Annotated in this window: 15 protein-coding genes and 1 riboswitch; of the genes, 7 read left to right on the forward strand and 8 right to left on the reverse strand. The window is 72.4% G+C overall.

Annotated elements, in window-relative coordinates; all coding sequences use genetic code 11:
* Positions 1-19 precede the first annotated feature (19 nt).
* Positions 20-131: riboswitch (TPP riboswitch) on the forward strand.
* The 5 genes from thiO (at position 129) to C4J65_RS07435 (ending at position 5,539) form a co-directional block, all read left to right on the forward strand.
* Positions 129-1,346, forward strand: coding sequence for a glycine oxidase ThiO (gene thiO, locus C4J65_RS07415; RefSeq protein WP_115741681.1), 1,218 nt, complete (start codon positions 129-131; stop codon positions 1,344-1,346). (Overlaps the previous riboswitch by 3 nt.)
* Positions 1,343-1,543 carry a sulfur carrier protein ThiS gene (gene thiS, locus C4J65_RS07420; protein ID WP_115741682.1) on the forward strand — a complete coding sequence of 67 codons (201 nt, stop codon included), beginning with the start codon at positions 1,343-1,345 and terminating at the stop codon, positions 1,541-1,543. The genes thiO and thiS overlap by 4 nt, the downstream gene beginning before the upstream one ends.
* 2 nt (positions 1,544-1,545) lie before the next feature.
* The gene (locus C4J65_RS07425; RefSeq protein WP_115741683.1) at positions 1,546-2,343 is read left to right on the forward strand and encodes a thiazole synthase; all 798 of its coding nucleotides are present in this window, start codon (positions 1,546-1,548) and stop codon (positions 2,341-2,343) included.
* A gap of 197 nt (positions 2,344-2,540) precedes the next feature.
* Positions 2,541-4,496, forward strand: a complete 1,956-nt coding sequence (gene pknB, locus C4J65_RS07430; protein WP_162833069.1) for a Stk1 family PASTA domain-containing Ser/Thr kinase — start codon at positions 2,541-2,543, stop codon at positions 4,494-4,496.
* Between the two features lie 161 nt (positions 4,497-4,657).
* The gene (locus tag C4J65_RS07435) at positions 4,658-5,539 is read left to right on the forward strand and encodes a deoxyribonuclease IV (protein WP_115741685.1); all 882 of its coding nucleotides are present in this window, start codon (positions 4,658-4,660) and stop codon (positions 5,537-5,539) included.
* Positions 5,540-5,561: 22 nt separating this feature from the next.
* Here the strand turns inward: C4J65_RS07435 and C4J65_RS07440 are convergent, their stop codons facing one another.
* Positions 5,562-6,209 carry a sulfite oxidase-like oxidoreductase gene (locus C4J65_RS07440; RefSeq protein ID WP_115741686.1) on the reverse strand — a complete coding sequence of 216 codons (648 nt, stop codon included), beginning with the start codon at positions 6,207-6,209 and terminating at the stop codon, positions 5,562-5,564.
* 191 nt (positions 6,210-6,400) lie between these two features.
* Between C4J65_RS07440 and bfr the strand changes: the two genes are divergently transcribed.
* Positions 6,401-6,904 carry a bacterioferritin gene (gene bfr / locus C4J65_RS07445; protein WP_115741687.1) on the forward strand — a complete coding sequence of 168 codons (504 nt, stop codon included), beginning with the start codon at positions 6,401-6,403 and terminating at the stop codon, positions 6,902-6,904.
* A 16-nt stretch (positions 6,905-6,920) separates the two neighbouring features.
* Here bfr and C4J65_RS07450 read toward each other — a convergent pair whose 3' ends face one another.
* Positions 6,921-7,154 (reverse strand): (2Fe-2S)-binding protein, encoded by a 234-nt coding sequence (locus C4J65_RS07450; RefSeq protein WP_164883559.1) that lies wholly within the window; start codon positions 7,152-7,154, stop codon positions 6,921-6,923.
* Positions 7,155-7,318: 164 nt separating this feature from the next.
* The gene (locus tag C4J65_RS07455) at positions 7,319-8,674 is read right to left on the reverse strand and encodes a 3-deoxy-7-phosphoheptulonate synthase class II (RefSeq protein ID WP_115741688.1); all 1,356 of its coding nucleotides are present in this window, start codon (positions 8,672-8,674) and stop codon (positions 7,319-7,321) included.
* 378 nt (positions 8,675-9,052) lie between these two features.
* On the opposite strand from C4J65_RS07455, the gene C4J65_RS07465 reads away from it, so the two are divergent.
* The gene (locus C4J65_RS07465; RefSeq protein ID WP_115741690.1) at positions 9,053-10,957 is read left to right on the forward strand and encodes an anthranilate synthase family protein; all 1,905 of its coding nucleotides are present in this window, start codon (positions 9,053-9,055) and stop codon (positions 10,955-10,957) included.
* On the opposite strand, the gene C4J65_RS07470 is transcribed toward C4J65_RS07465, so the two are convergent.
* The 5 genes from C4J65_RS07470 to C4J65_RS07490 form a co-directional block, all read right to left on the reverse strand.
* Complete coding sequence (locus tag C4J65_RS07470) at positions 10,909-11,904, reverse strand: 2-hydroxyacid dehydrogenase (RefSeq protein ID WP_115741691.1); 996 nt, start codon at positions 11,902-11,904, stop codon at positions 10,909-10,911. The two genes, C4J65_RS07465 and C4J65_RS07470, sit on opposite strands and share 49 nt — an antisense overlap.
* Before the next feature lie 84 nt (positions 11,905-11,988).
* Positions 11,989-13,017 (reverse strand): 6-phosphofructokinase, encoded by a 1,029-nt coding sequence (locus tag C4J65_RS07475; protein ID WP_115741692.1) that lies wholly within the window; start codon positions 13,015-13,017, stop codon positions 11,989-11,991.
* 52 nt (positions 13,018-13,069) lie between these two features.
* A complete protein-coding gene (locus tag C4J65_RS07480; protein ID WP_162833070.1) occupies positions 13,070-13,792 on the reverse strand; it encodes a response regulator transcription factor in 723 nt (240 codons plus the stop codon).
* The gene (locus C4J65_RS07485; RefSeq protein ID WP_115741693.1) at positions 13,785-15,026 is read right to left on the reverse strand and encodes a DUF5931 domain-containing protein; all 1,242 of its coding nucleotides are present in this window, start codon (positions 15,024-15,026) and stop codon (positions 13,785-13,787) included. The genes C4J65_RS07480 and C4J65_RS07485 overlap by 8 nt, the downstream gene beginning before the upstream one ends.
* Positions 15,027-15,062: 36 nt before the next feature.
* The gene (locus C4J65_RS07490) at positions 15,063-15,818 is read right to left on the reverse strand and encodes a lysophospholipid acyltransferase family protein (RefSeq protein WP_205350967.1); all 756 of its coding nucleotides are present in this window, start codon (positions 15,816-15,818) and stop codon (positions 15,063-15,065) included.
* Between the last annotated feature and the right edge of the window lie 104 nt (positions 15,819-15,922).

Genomic DNA, 15,922 nt, shown 5'->3' on the forward strand with positions numbered 1-15,922 from the left:
CGGGCTAGGGTGGCCAACGTAAGGCACTCGCGGGAGCCCGGACGCACCGGGCTGAGAGGGAGGCTGGCGGCCTCCGACCGTACGAACCTGATCCGGGTCATGCCGGCGAAGGGAGGGGCTGGACGCCCATGTCGTCTCCGTTGTCGTCTCCATCACACACACCTCCGCACACGCCTCGTACGCCTCGCACACCCGACGTGCTCGTCGTCGGCGGCGGCATCATCGGCCTCGTCACCGCCTGGCGGGCCGCGCGGCGCGGGCTGGTCACCGCGCTCGTGGATCCCGAGCCCGGCGGCGGGGCGGCCCAGGTGGCGGCCGGGATGCTGGCCGCCGTCACGGAGCTGCACTACGGCGAGGAGACGCTGCTCGCGCTGAACCTCGCCTCGGCCCGCCGCTACCCGGAGTTCGCGGCCGAGCTGACCGAGCTGACCGGTCACGACCTCGGCTACCGGCGCTGCGGCACCCTCGCCGTCGCGCTGGACGCCGACGACCGCGCCCACCTGCGCGAACTGCACGCGCTCCAGCAGCGCTCCGGCCTGGAGTCCGAGTGGCTGTCGGGGCGCGAGTGCCGACGTCTGGAGCCGATGCTCGCGCCGGGCGTGCGCGGGGGGCTCCGGGTGGACGGCGACCACCAGATCGACCCCCGCCGCCTCGCCCACGCGCTGGTGGCCGCCTGTGAACACGCGGGCGTGGTCTTCCACCGGGTGTGGGCCGAGCGGCTCACCGTCGGACGCGGGGAGCGGGCCACGGGCGTCGTCACCGCCGACGGCACCGCCCTGGAGGCCGGGCAGGTGGTGCTGGCCGGGGGCAGCCTGAGCGGGCGGCTCGACGGCGTGCCGGAGGCCGTACTGCCGCCGGTGCGGCCGGTGAAGGGGCAGGTACTGCGGCTGACCATGCCGCGGACGCCCGGGCCGCTGCTGAACCGGACCGTGCGCGCCGTGGTGCGCGGCAACCACGTCTACCTGGTGCCCCGGGAGAGCGGCGAACTGGTCGTCGGCGCCACCAGCGAGGAGCTGGGCTGGGACACGACGGTCACCGCGGGCGGTGTCTACGAGCTGCTGCGCGACGCGCACGAGCTGGTCCCCGGCATCACGGAGCTGCCCCTGACGGAGACCCGCGCGGGTCTGCGCCCAGGTTCCCCGGACAACGCGCCGCTGCTCGGCCCGACCGCGCTGGACGGCCTGCTGCTGGCCACCGGTCACCACCGCAACGGCGTCCTGCTCACCCCCGTCACCGGCGACGTCATGGCGGACGCCCTGACCGGCGGGGAGCTGCCGGAGGAGGCCCGTCCCTTCAGCCCGCGGCGCTTCAGTGCCGCCCCCGCACTCTCGGAGCAGCCCGCATGAACATCTCCGTCAACGGCGAGCCGCGCGAGGTGGCTCCCGGCACCGCCCTGGACGCGCTGGTGGGCACGCTCACCGCGGCCCCGTCCGGAGTGGCCGCCGCCCTGAACGAGACCGTGGTCCCGCGCGCGGTGTGGTCCGCCACCGCCCTGGCCGACGGCGACCGTGTCGAGATCCTCACCGCCGTCCAAGGAGGCTGACCATGGCCGACGATCCCTTCGTCCTCGGCGGCACGACGTACGCGTCCCGCCTGATCATGGGTACGGGCGGGGCGCCCAGCCTGGACGTGCTGGAGCGCGCGCTGGTGGCCTCCGGGACGGAACTGACGACCGTCGCGATGCGCCGGGTGAACGCCTCGGTGCACGGCTCGGTGCTGTCCGTGCTGGAGCGGCTCGGCATCCGGGTGCTGCCGAACACGGCAGGCTGCTTCACCGCCGGGGAGGCGGTACTCACCGCCCGCCTGGCGCGCGAGGCGCTCGGCACGGACCTGGTCAAGCTGGAGGTCGTCGCCGACGAGCGCACCCTGCTGCCGGACCCGGTCGAGCTGCTGGACGCGGCGGAGACGCTGGTCGACGACGGGTTCACCGTACTGCCGTACACCAACGACGACCCGGTGCTCGCGCGGAAGCTGGAGGACGCCGGGTGCGCGGCGATCATGCCACTGGGCTCGCCGATCGGGTCCGGGCTCGGGATCCGCAACCCGCACAACTTCCAGCTGATCGTGGAGCACGCGCGCGTGCCGGTGATCCTGGACGCCGGGGCCGGTACGGCCTCGGACGTGGCGCTGGCGATGGAGCTGGGGTGCGCGGGTGTGATGCTGGCCTCGGCGGTGACGCGGGCGCAGGAGCCGGTGCTGATGGCCTCCGCGATGCGCTCCGCGGTGGAGGCGGGGAGGCTGGCTCGGCGGGCCGGGCGGATTCCGCGGCGGCATTTCGCCGAGGCGTCGTCTCCTGCGGAGGGCTTGGCGGTGCTGGATCCGGAGCGGCCCGCTTTTGAGTGACCCGGCGCTCGTCCGGGGTCTTCTCCTCCACCCGCGCACCGCCCGTTCCCAGTCGGGCAGGAAGTGGACCACTCGCGTGGGGGTGCGCCGCCGGCGGCGGCGCTGGGTGCGTGGGAAGCGTCACAGATGCGCTGCAGTCCCGGTCCGATTCCGTTCGGCGACGCGGGGTGTCCGTGGTGGCTCGTAGACTCACCTGCGTGGACACGACCCTTCAGGACCCTCTCGTCGGGCAGGTGCTCGACGGCCGGTACCGCGTCGAGGCGCGGATCGCGGTCGGCGGGATGGCCACGGTCTACCGGGCCGTGGACACCCGCCTGGACCGCGTGCTCGCGCTGAAGGTGATGCACCCGACGCTCGCGACCGACGCCACCTTCGTCGAGCGGTTCATCCGCGAGGCCAAGTCGGTGGCCCGGCTCGACCACCCCAATGTCGTCCAGGTCTTCGACCAGGGGGCCGAGGGGGCGTACGTCTACCTGGCGATGGAGTACATCGCGGGCTGCACCCTGCGGGACGTGCTGCGCGAGCGCGGGGCGCTGAGGCCGCGGGCCGCGCTGGACATCCTGGAGCCGGTCCTCGCCGCGCTCGGCGCCGCGCACCGGGCGGGGTTCGTGCACCGGGACATGAAGCCGGAGAACGTGCTGATAGGTGACGACGGCCGGGTCAAGGTCGCCGACTTCGGCCTGGTCCGCGCCGTGGACACCGTGACCAGCACCACCGGTGCCGTCCTCGGCACCGTCTCCTACCTGGCGCCCGAGCAGATCGAGCACGGCACCGCCGATCCCAGGGTCGACGTGTACGCGTGCGGTGTCGTGCTGTACGAGATGCTGACCGGCGCCAAGCCGCACGACGGTGACTCTCCCGCGGCGGTGCTCTACAAGCACCTCCACGAGGACGTGCCGCCGCCGTCGGCCGCCGTGCCGGAGCTGGCGTACGAGCTGGACGAACTGGTCGCCGCGGCGACCGCGCGCAACCCGGAGATCCGGCCGCACGACGCCGTGGCGCTGCTGGCGCGGGCCCGCGAGGCGCGTGAGTCGCTGAGCGCGGATCAGCTGGACGCGGTGCCGCCGCAGGCGCTCGCCGCGGAGCACGACAACGCCGACGACCGCACGAGCGTGATCCCGCGCGCGCTGACCATGCCCCGGCCGCTGCCGGTCAACGAGGACGACGAGTCCGCCGGCCCGGACGGCCGCTTCGCCTCGGACGGCGTCAACCGCACCAGCCGGCTGGCCGCTCCCCCGCCTGCCCCCTCCCCGTCCCGCCGGCTGCGGCTGCGCCGTGGGCCGCTGACGATCGTCGTGGCCGTCCTGCTGGTGCTCGGGGTCGGCACGGGCGTCTGGTACATCAACTCCGGCCAGTTCACCAAGGTGCCGCCACTGCTGTCCAAGACCGAGGCGCAGGCCCGGGACCGGCTGGACGACGCCGGTCTGGACGTCGGCAAGGTGCGGCACGCCTACAGCGACACCGTGGAGCGCGGCAAGGTCATCAGCACCGACCCCGGGGTGGGCGACCGCATCCGGAAGAACGACTCCGTGACCCTCACGGTCTCCGACGGCCCCGACACCGTGAAGCTGCCGGACGTGACGGGCTACAGGCTGGACAAGGCCCGGACGCTGCTGGAGGACGAGGGGCTGGAGCCGGGCATGGTGACCCGGGCGTTCAGCGGCGAGGTGGCCAAGGGCTTCGTGATCTCCACCAAGCCCGGGTCGGGCACCACGGTGCGCGCCGGCTCCGCGGTCGCCCTGGTCGTCAGCAAGGGCAGCCCGGTCGACGTCCCGGACGTCACGGGCGACGACCTGGACGAGGCGCGGGCGGAGCTGGAGGGGGCCGGCCTGAAGGTGAAGATCGCCGACGAGCGGGTGAACTCGGAGTACGACAGCGGCCAGGTGGCAAGGCAGACGCCGGAGCCGGGCGGCCGGGCCGCCGAGGGGGACACGGTGACCCTCACGGTGTCCAAGGGCCCCCGGATGATCGAGGTCCCGGACGTGGTCGGCGACAGCGTGGACGACGCCAAGCGGAAGCTCCAGGACGCGGGCTTCGAGGTGGACGAGGACCGAGGACTGCTCGGGCTGTTCGGCGACACCGTGAAGAAGCAGTCCGTGGACGGCGGGGACACGGCTCCCGAGGGGTCGACGGTCACCATCACGATCCGCTGACCCGGCGTCCGGCCCCGCGCCGGACGCCGGAGCGGACGCCGCGCGCGGCAAGCGGCCGATCAGGCCGGACACCTGGTCGACGGGCCGGCTCAGGGCGGCGCCGGTGCAGACGTACCCTGAGCCGGGGTCCGTCCACACGTCCTGGCATCCTTGGTGCCGACATGAGCACCGCATCCTCCTCCCCCCTGCCGCGCAATCCCGTAGGCGGTCACGTCCCGGTGGCCGGCGGACTGCACTCCGTCGGGCTGTCCTACGCCCGTGAGCTGAAGGCGGAGACCGTGCAGGTCTTCGTCGCCAACCCGCGCGGCTGGGCCACCCCGGCCGGCAACCCGAAGCAGGACGAGGCCTTCCGCGAGGCCTGCGCGGCCGGATCGGTCCCGGCGTACGTGCACGCGCCGTACCTGATCAACTTCGGCTCGCACACCGAGGCGACGGTGGAGCGGTCGGTTCAGTCGCTGCGGCACTCGCTGCGGCGCGGGCGGGCCATCGGGGCGCTCGGCGTGGTGGTGCACACCGGGAGCGCTACCGGCGGACGGGAGAGGTCGGTGGCGCTGAAGCAGGTGCGCGAGCACCTGCTGCCGCTGCTCGACGAACTGACCCACGACGACGACCCGTACCTGCTGCTGGAGTCGACGGCCGGCCAGGGCGCCTCCCTGTGCTCGCGGACCTGGGACTTCGGGCCGTACTTCGAGGCGCTGGACGCCCATCCGAAGCTGGGCGTGTGCCTGGACACCTGCCACATCTTCGCGGCCGGCCACGACCTGACCGGACCGTCCGGCATGCACCAGACCCTCGATCTGCTGGTGGACACCGTCGGCGAGGGCCGGCTGCGGCTGATCCACGCCAACGACTCCAAGGACGTGGCCGGCGCGCACAAGGACCGGCACGAGAACATCGGCGCCGGTCACATCGGCGAGGACCCGTTCCGCGCGCTGATGACGCACCCGGCGACCGAGGGCGTGCCGCTGGTCATCGAGACGCCCGGCGGCAAGGAGGGACACGCGGCGGACGTGGCGCGGCTGAAGAGGCTGCGCGACGGCTGACCGAGGGTGGCCGTACGGCGGGTCACGGCTCGGGGCCGTCCCCGGGCTCCTCCTGGTAGGAGTAGCGCTGCTCCCGCCAGGGGTCGCCGATGTTGTGGTAGCCGCGCTCCTCCCAGAAGCCGCGCCGGTCGGCGGTCATGTACTCGATGCCGCGCACCCACTTCGGGCCCTTCCAGGCGTACAGGTGGGGCACGACCAGCCGCAGCGGGAAGCCGTGCTCGGCGGTGAGCAGCTCGCCGTCCTTGTGGGTGGCGAAGAGGGTGCGCTCGGCGGCGAAGTCGGACAGCCTGAGGTTGGAGCTGAAGCCGTACTCGGCCCACACCATCACGTGGGTGACGGCGGGCGCGGGCGGGGCCAGCCGAAGGATCGTGGTGGCCGGGACGCCGCCCCACTCGGCACCGAGCATGCTGAACTTCGTGACGCAGTGCAGGTCGGCGACGACCGTGGTGTAGGGCAGGGCGCTGAACTCGTCGTGGGTCCAGCCGTGCTTCTCGTCGTCGGTGGTGGCGCCGAAGACCCGGAACTCCCAGCGCTCGGGGCGGAACTTGGGAACGGGTCCGTAGTGCGTGACGGGCCAGCCACGCTGCAGCCGCTGCCCGGGCGGGAGCTCGAACCGCGACGCTCCTTGCGAACCGTCTTCTCCCGATCCGTGTTCCACCGGCTGACCCATGCCTCCATCCTGACAGACCCGGGCCGATGCCCCTGACCCACCTCACTTACATTCGGGCAAAAGCCGCCGATGCCCGCCAAACCGACTAAGCCTGTACTTACTTACTAAGTCAAGACTTACTGGACGATCTTCGATGCCGGTGCAATCATGCCGCGCAACACGCCTGTTCCCGTTCGAAGGAGCGTCAAGCGATGCAGGGCGACCCGGAAGTCATCGAGTTCCTCAATGAGCAGCTGACCGCCGAGCTCACGGCCATCAACCAGTACTTCCTGCACGCGAAGCTGCAGGACCACAAGGGCTGGACCAAGCTCGCGAAGTACACGCGCGCGGAGTCCTTCGACGAGATGCGCCACGCCGAGGTGCTCACCGACCGCATCCTGCTCCTGGACGGCCTGCCGAACTACCAGCGGCTCTTCCACGTGCGGGTCGGCCAGAGCGTGACCGAGATGTTCCAGGCCGACCGGGAGATCGAGCTGGAGGCGATCGACCGGCTGCGCCGGGGCATCGAGGTGATGCGGGCCAAGCACGACGTCACGTCGGCCAATGTCTTCGAGGCGATCCTCGCCGACGAGGAGCACCACATCGACTACCTGGAGACCCAGCTCGACCTGATCGAGAAGCTGGGCGAGTCGCTCTACCTGTCGACGGTCATCGAGCAGACCCAGCCGGACCCGTCGGGACCGGGCTCCCTCTAGGGGGCCGGAGGTGCGGCTAGGCCGCCTCGGGAAGCTCCGAGAGGACCGGGGCGCCCTGGTCGGCCAGCTGCCGACGGGGGCAGGCGCCGCGCCCGAGCAGGGCCTGGATGCGCCGTACGCAGCCGCCGCAGTCGGTGCCCGCCTTGCAGGCGGAGGCGATCTGCCGGGGCGTGCACGCGCCGGCCTCCGCGTGGCTCTTCACCTGTTCCTCGGTGACACCGAAGCAGCTGCAGACGAACACGCGGTTCACCTCCCGGGCGGGGTACAAGGTCGTGCCGTACCGACGACCGGAGGGCCCGACTGATCGGTGAGGCAAACCTAACCTTACCCATCACGCAAGGCCGGCAAAAGTGGGAGGGGCGCGGATCCCGTGTGACCCGCGCCCCATTTCACCCGCCCGCCCGGGGCGGACCGTCACTGGTCCCGGTACATCTCCGCCACCAGGAACGCCAGGTCGAGCGACTGGCTGCGGTTGAGCCGCGGGTCGCAGGCCGTCTCGTAGCGCTGGTGCAGGTCGTCGACGAAGATCTCGTCGCCGCCGCCCACGCACTCGGTGACGTCGTCGCCGGTCAGCTCCACGTGGATGCCGCCCGGGTGGGTGCCGAGCGACTTGTGCACCTCGAAGAAGCCCTTGACCTCGTCGAGCACGTCGTCGAAGCGGCGGGTCTTGTGACCGGAGGCCGCCTCGTAGGTGTTGCCGTGCATCGGGTCGGTGATCCAGGCGACGGTGGCGCCGGACGCGGTGACCTTCTCCACCAGCTCCGGGAGCTTGTCGCGGATCTTGTCCGCGCCCATCCGGACGATGAAGGTCAGCCGCCCGGGCTCGCGCTCGGGGTCGAGACGCTCGATGTACTGCAGCGCCTCCTCGGCCGTCGTCGTCGGGCCGAGCTTGATGCCGATCGGGTTGCGGATCCGCGAGGCGAACTCGATGTGCGCGTGGTCCAGCTGCCGGGTGCGCTCACCGATCCACACCATGTGACCGGAGACGTCGTAGAGCTGCCCGGTGCGCGAGTCGACGCGGGTGAGGGCCGACTCGTAGTCGAGCAGCAGCGCCTCGTGCGAGGAGAAGAACTCGACGGTCTGGAACTCGGCCGGGTCCGTCCCGCAGGCCCGCATGAAGTTCAGCGCGTTGTCGATCTCCCGGGCGAGCTGCTCGTAGCGCTGGCCGGAGGGGGAGGACTTCACGAAGTCCTGGTTCCAGGCGTGCACCTGGCGCAGGTCGGCGTAGCCGCCGGTGGTGAAGGCGCGCACCAGGTTCAGCGTGGAGGCCGAGGCGTGGTACATGCGCTTGAGCCGCTCGGGGTCCGGGACCCGGGCCGCCTCGGTGAAGTCGAAGCCGTTGACGGAGTCGCCGCGGTAGGTCGGCAGCGTCACGCCGTCGCGCGTCTCCGTCGGCTTGGAACGGGGCTTGGAGTACTGGCCCGCGATCCGGCCGACCTTCACCACGGGCACGGACGCGGCGTAGGTGAGGACGGCGCCCATCTGGAGAAGGGTCTTGAGCTTGGCCCTGATGTGCTCGGCGGACACCGCGTCGAACGACTCGGCGCAGTCGCCGCCCTGGAGGACGAACGCCTCCCCCCGGGCGACCGCGGCCATGCGGGCACGCAGCTGGTCGCACTCTCCGGCGAACACGAGCGGCGGATACGATTCGAGCTCGGCGATCACATCGCGCAGAGCCTCGGCATCCGGGTACTCGGGCTGCTGCGCCGCGGGCAGGCTTCGCCATGTCGCCTGAGCGGCGACGCTTCGGGAATCAGCGTTCACGGTCACGCGCCCAACATTACGCGGTCGACCGGGGCGTCCAGCGCCACGCCCAGTCCGTGAGACGGGCGCACCCCGTCGTCGGGGTGCGCCCGACGACCCGCGAGTGCGGGGAGCAATCAGCGCCCATCTGCGGCAGTGCCGGGCCATCCCCGCTCGGGCCGGGAGCACGGCTGGAACAACGACACGGTGGGCTTCGGCAAACGCCTCATGGTGTAGCGTCCGTGCCATGTTCGCGCACCCGACCCAGAACTGGTGGTGGACCGCTCATCCGGCGGCCCACTGACTGCGCGCGACTCAAGACTCGCGAAGGCCGCCCGAGGGGCGGCCTTCGGTGTTTTCGAGACCGGGTCCGTTCCTCTCCGACAACCGAGAAGGACCCGGACCATGACAGCGCTCGACGGCCTCCTGGCCGACCCCCGCCCGTTCGCCCTGCTCCGCCGCCGCGCCCCGGGCCACGACCACGACCTGGTGGAACTGCTGCTCGGCCCGGTCACGGAGCACGACAGACTCGCCGACCTGCCCGACGAGGGGCTGGCGCTCGTCCCCTTCCGGCAGATCCGCGAGCGCGGCTTCGACGTACGCGACGACGGCACCCCCCTGCTGATGCTCACCCCCGAGGAGCGCCACGGCATCCCGCTCGCCGAGGTGCTGGCGCAGCTGCCCGCGCACGAGGTCCAGGTCGAGCGCGGCGGCTTCGACGTCGGTGACGAGGAGTACGCGCGGATCGTCGGCCGGGTGCTCGACGAGGAGATCGGGCGCGGCGAGGGCGCCAACTTCGTGATCCGGCGGACGTACGAGGGGCGGATCCCGGGTTTCGGGCGGGCCGACGCACTGGCCCTGTTCCGGCGGCTCCTCGAGAGCGAGCGGGGCGCGTACTGGACGTTCGTCGTGCACACCGGGGACCGCACACTGGTGGGCGCCAGCCCTGAGGTGCACGTGCGGATGTACGGGGGCACTGTCGTCATGAACCCGATCAGCGGGACGTACCGCTATCCCGCCGAGGGGCCGACGCCCGAGCACCTGCTCGACTTCCTCGCCGACGGCAAGGAGATCGAGGAGCTGTCGATGGTCGTCGACGAGGAACTGAAGATGATGTGCACCGTCGGCGACATGGGCGGGGTGGTCGTCGGCCCGCGGCTCAAGGAGATGGCGCACCTCGCGCACACCGAGTACGAGCTGCGCGGCAAGTCGTCCCTGGACGCGCGGGAGGTGCTGCGGGAGACCATGTTCGCGGCGACGGTCACCGGCTCGCCGGTGCAGAACGCCTGCCGGGTCATCGAGCGGCACGAGACCGGGGGGCGGGGCTACTACGCGGGCGCGCTGGCGCTGCTCGGGCGGGACCCGGGTGACGGGCCGGGGCTGCCGGGCCCCCAGATCCTCGACTCCCCCATCCTGATCCGCACCGCCGACATCGACGCCGCCGGGCGGCTGCGGGTGCCGGTCGGCGCCACACTGGTGCGCGGCTCGGACCCGGCGGGCGAGGTCGCGGAGACCCACGCCAAGGCGGCCGGCGTGCTGGCCGCGCTGGGCGTACGCCCGTCCCGGCCGCGGACGGAGGCCGGGCGTCCGCGGCTGGCCGACGACCCCCGGGTGCGGGCCGCGCTGGACGGGCGCCGCGCCTCGCTGGCCCCGTTCTGGCTGCGGATGCAGGAGCCGTCGGCCGCGCTGTCCGGGCACGCCCTGGTCGTCGACGCGGAGGACACCTTCACGGCGATGCTCGCGCACGTGCTGCGCTCCTCGGGGCTCGCGGTGAGCGTACGGCGGTACGACGAACCGGGGCTGCGCGAGGCGGTGCTCGGGCACGAGGGCGGCCCGGTGGTGCTGGGGCCGGGTCCCGGCGACCCCTCCGACCCGGCCGACCCGAAGATGCGTTTCCTGCGGTCCCTGACCGCCCAGGTGCTCGGGGCGAACCGGCACGGCGTCCTCGGCGTCTGCCTGGGCCACGAGCTGATCGCGGCGGAGCTGGGGCTGGACATCGTCCGCAAGGAGGTGCCGTACCAGGGTGCGCAGACCGGGATCGACCTGTTCGGGCGGCCGGAGACGGTCGGCTTCTACAACAGCTTCACCGCGCGCTGCGACGACGCGGCGGCCGTCGGGCTGGCCGCGCGCGGCGTCGAGGTGAGCCGCTCGGCGGGCGGCGAGGTGCACGCGCTGCGGGGGCCGGGATTCGCGGGCGTGCAGTTCCACCCGGAGTCGGTGCTGACGCTGAACGGCACGGCGATCGTCCGGGAGCTGGCCGGTCAGCTGCGCGGGACGAGCACGTTCTCCGAGCGGCGCCCCTCCCGGTAGTCGAGGACGTTGCGCACCGTCGTGTCGACGATCTGACCGACGGCGTCCGCGGTGTAGTACGCCTGGTGGGAGGTGACCAGGACGTTCGGGAAGGTGACGAGGCGGGCCAGGGTGTCGTCGTCGACGGCCTCCAGGGACTTGTCGAGGAAGAACAGGCCCGCCTCCGCCTCGTACACGTCCAGGCCCACGCCCGCGAAGCGGCCCGCGCGCAGTTCGCCGACGAGGGCCGCGGTGTCGATCAGGCCGCCGCGGCTGGAGTTGATCAGGATGGCGTCGTCGCGCATCGCCTTCAGCGCGGCGGCGTCGATCAGGTGCCGGGTCTCGGCCATCAGCGGGACGTGCAGGGTGATCAGGTCGGAGCGGGCGAGCAGCTCGTCCTTCGGGACGTAGCGCATGCCCAGCTCCGCGCAGGCCGGGTTCTGGGCGACGTCCCAGCCGAGCAGGCGCATGCCGAAGCCGTGGGCGATCCGGGCGAAGGCCTCGCCGATCTTGCCGGTGCCGAGGACGCCGGCGGTGCGGCCGTGCAGGTCCCGGCCCATCAGTCCGTCGAGGCGGAAGTCGAAGTCGCGGGTGCGGATGGAGGCGCGCACGATCCGCCGGTTGACGGCCATGGCGAGGGCCCAGGCGAACTCGGCGACCGAGTGGGGCGAGTAGTACGACACCCGGGCCACGGTCATGCCGAGCCGCTCGGCCGTGTCCAGGTCGACGTTGTTGAAGCCGGTGGAGCGCTGGGCCACCATCCGGGTGCCGCCGGCCGCGAGGATCTCCAGGACGTCCGCGCCGAGGTCGGCGTTGACGGACGTGGAGACGATCTCGTGGCCGGCCGCGATGGGGGCGGTGTCCTCGTTGAGGAAGACGTCCAGGCAGCGGACGTCCTCGTGGTCGCCGAAGGCCCGCTCGAGCAGGGGCTTCTCGTCGGCCTGGACGCCGAAGGCCAGGATCTCCATGACCGCTCCCGTCGTGGGTGGGCTCCGGGCCGAATATACGGCTCTCGGCCCACCCCCGCCGGTCAGCGGCAGGTACCTCGGCGGTCAGCCGAAGAAGACACCGACCTCCTCGTACAGCGCCGGGTCGACGGTCTTCAGCCGGGCCGTGGCCTCGGCGATCGGGACGCGGACGATGTCCGTGCCGCGCAGGGCGACCATCTTGCCGAAGTCCCCGTCGTGCACGCAGTCGACGGCGTGCAGGCCGAAACGGGTGGCGAGCCAGCGGTCGAAGGCGCTGGGGGTGCCCCCGCGCTGGACGTGACCGAGGACGGTGGTGCGGGCCTCCTTGCCGGTGCGTTTCTCGATCTGCTTGGCCAGCCACTCGCCGACCCCGGACAGCCGGACGTGCCCGTAGGAGTCCAGCGACTCGTCCTTGAGCACCATGTCGCCGTCGCGCGGCATCGCGCCCTCGGCGACGACCACGATCGGGGCGTAGGAGGCCCGGAACCGGGAGGTCACCCAGGCGCACACCTGTTCGACGTCGAAGCGCTGCTCGGGGATGAGGATGACGTTGGCGCCGCCGGCCAGGCCGGAGTGGAGGGCGATCCAGCCGGCGTGCCGGCCCATGACCTCGACGACCAGGACGCGCATGTGGGACTCGGCGGTGGTGTGCAGCCGGTCGATGGCCTCGGTGGCGATGCCGACGGCGGTGTCGAAGCCGAAGGTGTAGTCGGTGGCGGACAGGTCGTTGTCGATGGTCTTGGGGACGCCGACGCAGGGCACGCCGTACTCGTCCGCGAGGCGGGTGGCGACGCCGAGGGTGTCCTCGCCGCCGATGGTGATGAGGGCCTCGACGCCGAGTGCGGCGAGGTTGTCCTTGATGCGCCGGATGCCGTCCCGCTGCTGGAGCGGGTTGGTGCGCGAGGAGCCGAGGACGGTGCCGCCGCGGGGCAGGATGCCGCGGACGGCCGGGATGTCGAGCGGGACGGTGTCGCCCTCCAGGGGGCCGCGCCAGCCGTCCCGGAAGCCGGTGAAGTCGTAGCCGTACTCCTGGACGCCCTTGCGGACGACGGCCCGGATGACGGCGTTGAGCCCGGGGCAGTCGCCGCCTCCGGTCAGTACTCCGACCTTCATCGCACAACCCCTTTGCCAGGGTGGGTGGTTGAGGCCACTGTCCCGCGTGGGGTCAGGCGTCGTCCAGACCCCGTTCTATCGCGTACCGCACCAGCTCGACCCGGTTGTGCAGCTGGAGCTTGCCGAGAGTGTTCTGGACGTGGTTCTGGACGGTGCGGTGGGAGATGACGAGCCGTTCGGCGATCTGCTTGTAGCTCAGGCCCTTGGCGACCAGACGCAGCACCTCGGTCTCCCGGTCGGTGAGCCGGGGCGCGCCGGGGTCGTCGGTGCCCCCGGCGGGCGCGGGTTCGGAGGCCAGGCGGCGGTACTCGCCGAGGACCAGCCCGGCGAGCCCCGGGGTGAAGACCGGGTCGCCGGCGGCCGTGCGGCGCACCGCGTCCCTCAGCTCCTCGGTGGAGGCCGACTTCAGCAGGTAGCCGGTCGCGCCGGACTTGACCGCCTCCAGTACGTCGGCGTGCTCCCCGCTCGCCGAGAGGACGAGGACGCGCAGCTTCGGGTCGGCGCCGACGACCTCCTTGCAGACCTGGACGCCGGGCTTGCCGGGCAGGTTGAGGTCGAGCACGAGGACGTCGGGGGCGGCGGCCCGGGCGCGGCGCACCGCCTGGTCGCCGTCGCTCGCGGTGGCGACCACGTCGAAGCCGGACTCGGCGAGGTCCCGGGCGACCGCGTCGCGCCACATCGGGTGGTCGTCGACCACCATGACCTTGATCGGCTCCTGCCGCTCGGTGCCCTGCGGCTCGGCGTGGTGCCGTTCGGGGCCGTGTCGTTCACCCATGGTCCGCTGCCTTCCCCCGCGCGGTGGTACCCGCGTTCTGCTTCGGTGCCTTCAGTTCGACCTCCGTGCCCTGTCCGGGCACCGAGATCAGCTCGGCCGTGCCGCCGAGGTCGCGCAGCCGGCCGCGGATCGACAGGGCCACGCCGAGCCGTCCCTCGCCCTCGGCCTCGGCGAGCCGCCCCGGCGGGATGCCCGGCCCCTCGTCGCGGACGGTGACGATCACCTCGTCCGGTTCGTCCTCGACCAGGATCCAGGCGCGCGCCCGCTCGCCGACGTGCTCGCGGACATTGTCCAGCGCGGCGCCCACGGCGGCGGCCAGCTCCCGCGCGGCGCCCGGGGGCAGAAGGACCGGGGCGCCCGGCTCGGCGAGGTTCACCAGGGAGCCGGCGTACGGGGCGAGCAGCGCGCGCAGGTCGACGGGAGTGTCCGGGTCGGCCCCCTCCCGTTCCTCGACCACCCGTACGACCGCGCCGTCGGCGGCGTCCTCGGACACGCGGGAGACGGGCACCAGGCCGCCGGAGACCAGGGTGCGCAGGGCCACCTCCTGCTCACCGGCCAGCCGGCCCAGTTCGGCCGCCTCGCCGCCGATGACGGCACCCCGGCGCTGCACCATCGCCAGTACCTGGAGGACGCCGTCGTGGATGTCCCGGGCCAGCCGTTCGCGTTCCCTGGTCGCCGCCTCGATCTCCAGGGCGCGCGCGAGGGTGCGCTCGGAGGCGCGGGCGACCTCGACGACGTAGCCGATCGCGATGGAGGCGACCCAGACGAGGACGACGTTGTGCACGGTGTCGCGGGCCGGCGTGCCGCGTTCGACCAGGTTGGCGACGGCGACGAGGGTGGAGGCCACGGCGGCCCAGCGCCAGCCGCCCTTGACGGCGAAGGCCAGCACGGACCCGGCGGTCCATATCGACGGCAGGGTCGGGCCGCCGTCCGCGACGCGGTCGTGGGCGTCGGCGAAGGGTGTGAGCAGGATGCCGGCCAGCGCGACGGTGAGGTCGGCGGTCAGGAACCGCTTGGTGCAGCTCGCCGCGTTGGCGAGCCTGGGCAGGGTGGCCAGGGTCCAGACGAAGAGGAACGCGTAGTAGGCGACGGCGAGCCAGGGGCGGGCGAAGCCGGAGTAGGCGGTGGCGAAGAAGCCGATCGCGTACAGCATGGTGAGCACGCGGTAGCCGGCGAGCGCGCGCCACAGCGGCTGCTCGACCGACATCCTCATGACTCTCTCGCGCCTGGCCATGTCCCCCCTCCCCGGGCCGCCGTGCCGGTGCCCGGACTACGTGCCGGCCCGGTCCTTCCCGGCCCTGGCCGCCTTGGCACCCTTGGCCGCCTTGTCGCCCTTGGCCGCTTTCTCCGCCTTCGCCGCCTCCGCGAGCTGCCGCTTCATGGCGGTCGCGTACACGTCGACGTACTCCTGGCCGGAGAGCTTCATGATCTCGTACATGACCTCGTCGGTCACCGCGCGGAGCACGAAACGGTCGTGCTCCATGCCCTGGTAGCGGGAGAAGTCCAGCGGCTTGCCGATGCGGATGCCGGGCCGCATCAGCTTCGGCATCACCTGGCCGGGCGGCTGGATCTTCTCGGTGTCGATCATGGCGACCGGGACGACGGGCGCGCCGGCGGCGAGGGCCACCCGCGCGAGGCCGCCCGGCTTGCCGCGGTAGAGGCGGCCGTCCGGGGAGCGGGTGCCCTCGGGATAGATCCCGAACAGCTCGCCGCGCTCCAGGACCTCTGTGCCGCTCTTGATGGCGGCCTCCCCCGCGCCGCGCGCGCCGGAGCGGTCCACCGGGAGCTGGCCCACGCCCTTGAAGAAGGCGGCGGTCAGCCGGCCCTTGACCCCGGGGGTGTTGAAGTACTCGGCCTTGGCGATGAAGGTCACCTTGCGGTCGAGGACGGCCGGCAGGAAGAACGAGTCGGAGAACGACAGGTGGTTGCTCGCCAGAATGGCCGGACCGTCGGCCGGGATGTGCTCCAGGCCCTCCACCCAGGGCCGGAAGGCGAGCTTCAGCGACCCCCCGACGGTGACCTTCATCGCGCCGTACAACAACCCAGTGCCTCCCGTATGTGTGGGTCAGACCTTATCCCGGGACACCGTCAATGGCCCCGACGGCCCTGGTCGGTGTCCGTGCGGTCGCG

It is taken from the genome of Streptomyces sp. CB09001 (genome assembly GCF_003369795.1).
Lineage (GTDB): Bacteria > Actinomycetota > Actinomycetes > Streptomycetales > Streptomycetaceae > Streptomyces.

Coding starts and splice junctions, on each gene's coding strand:
- thiO (WP_115741681.1), top strand. CDS start 129: ATGTCGTCTCCGTTGTCGTCTCCATCACACACACCTCCGCACACGCCT.
- thiS (WP_115741682.1), top strand. CDS start 1,343: ATGAACATCTCCGTCAACGGCGAGCCGCGCGAGGTGGCTCCCGGCACC.
- C4J65_RS07425 (WP_115741683.1), top strand. CDS start 1,546: ATGGCCGACGATCCCTTCGTCCTCGGCGGCACGACGTACGCGTCCCGC.
- C4J65_RS07435 (WP_115741685.1), top strand. CDS start 4,658: ATGAGCACCGCATCCTCCTCCCCCCTGCCGCGCAATCCCGTAGGCGGT.
- C4J65_RS07440 (WP_115741686.1), bottom strand. CDS start 6,209: ATGGGTCAGCCGGTGGAACACGGATCGGGAGAAGACGGTTCGCAAGGA.
- bfr (WP_115741687.1), top strand. CDS start 6,401: ATGCAGGGCGACCCGGAAGTCATCGAGTTCCTCAATGAGCAGCTGACC.
- C4J65_RS07465 (WP_115741690.1), top strand. CDS start 9,053: ATGACAGCGCTCGACGGCCTCCTGGCCGACCCCCGCCCGTTCGCCCTG.
- C4J65_RS07470 (WP_115741691.1), bottom strand. CDS start 11,904: ATGGAGATCCTGGCCTTCGGCGTCCAGGCCGACGAGAAGCCCCTGCTC.
- C4J65_RS07475 (WP_115741692.1), bottom strand. CDS start 13,017: ATGAAGGTCGGAGTACTGACCGGAGGCGGCGACTGCCCCGGGCTCAAC.
- C4J65_RS07480 (WP_162833070.1), bottom strand. CDS start 13,792: ATGGGTGAACGACACGGCCCCGAACGGCACCACGCCGAGCCGCAGGGC.
- C4J65_RS07485 (WP_115741693.1), bottom strand. CDS start 15,026: ATGGCCAGGCGCGAGAGAGTCATGAGGATGTCGGTCGAGCAGCCGCTG.
- C4J65_RS07490 (WP_205350967.1), bottom strand. CDS start 15,818: ATGAAGGTCACCGTCGGGGGGTCGCTGAAGCTCGCCTTCCGGCCCTGG.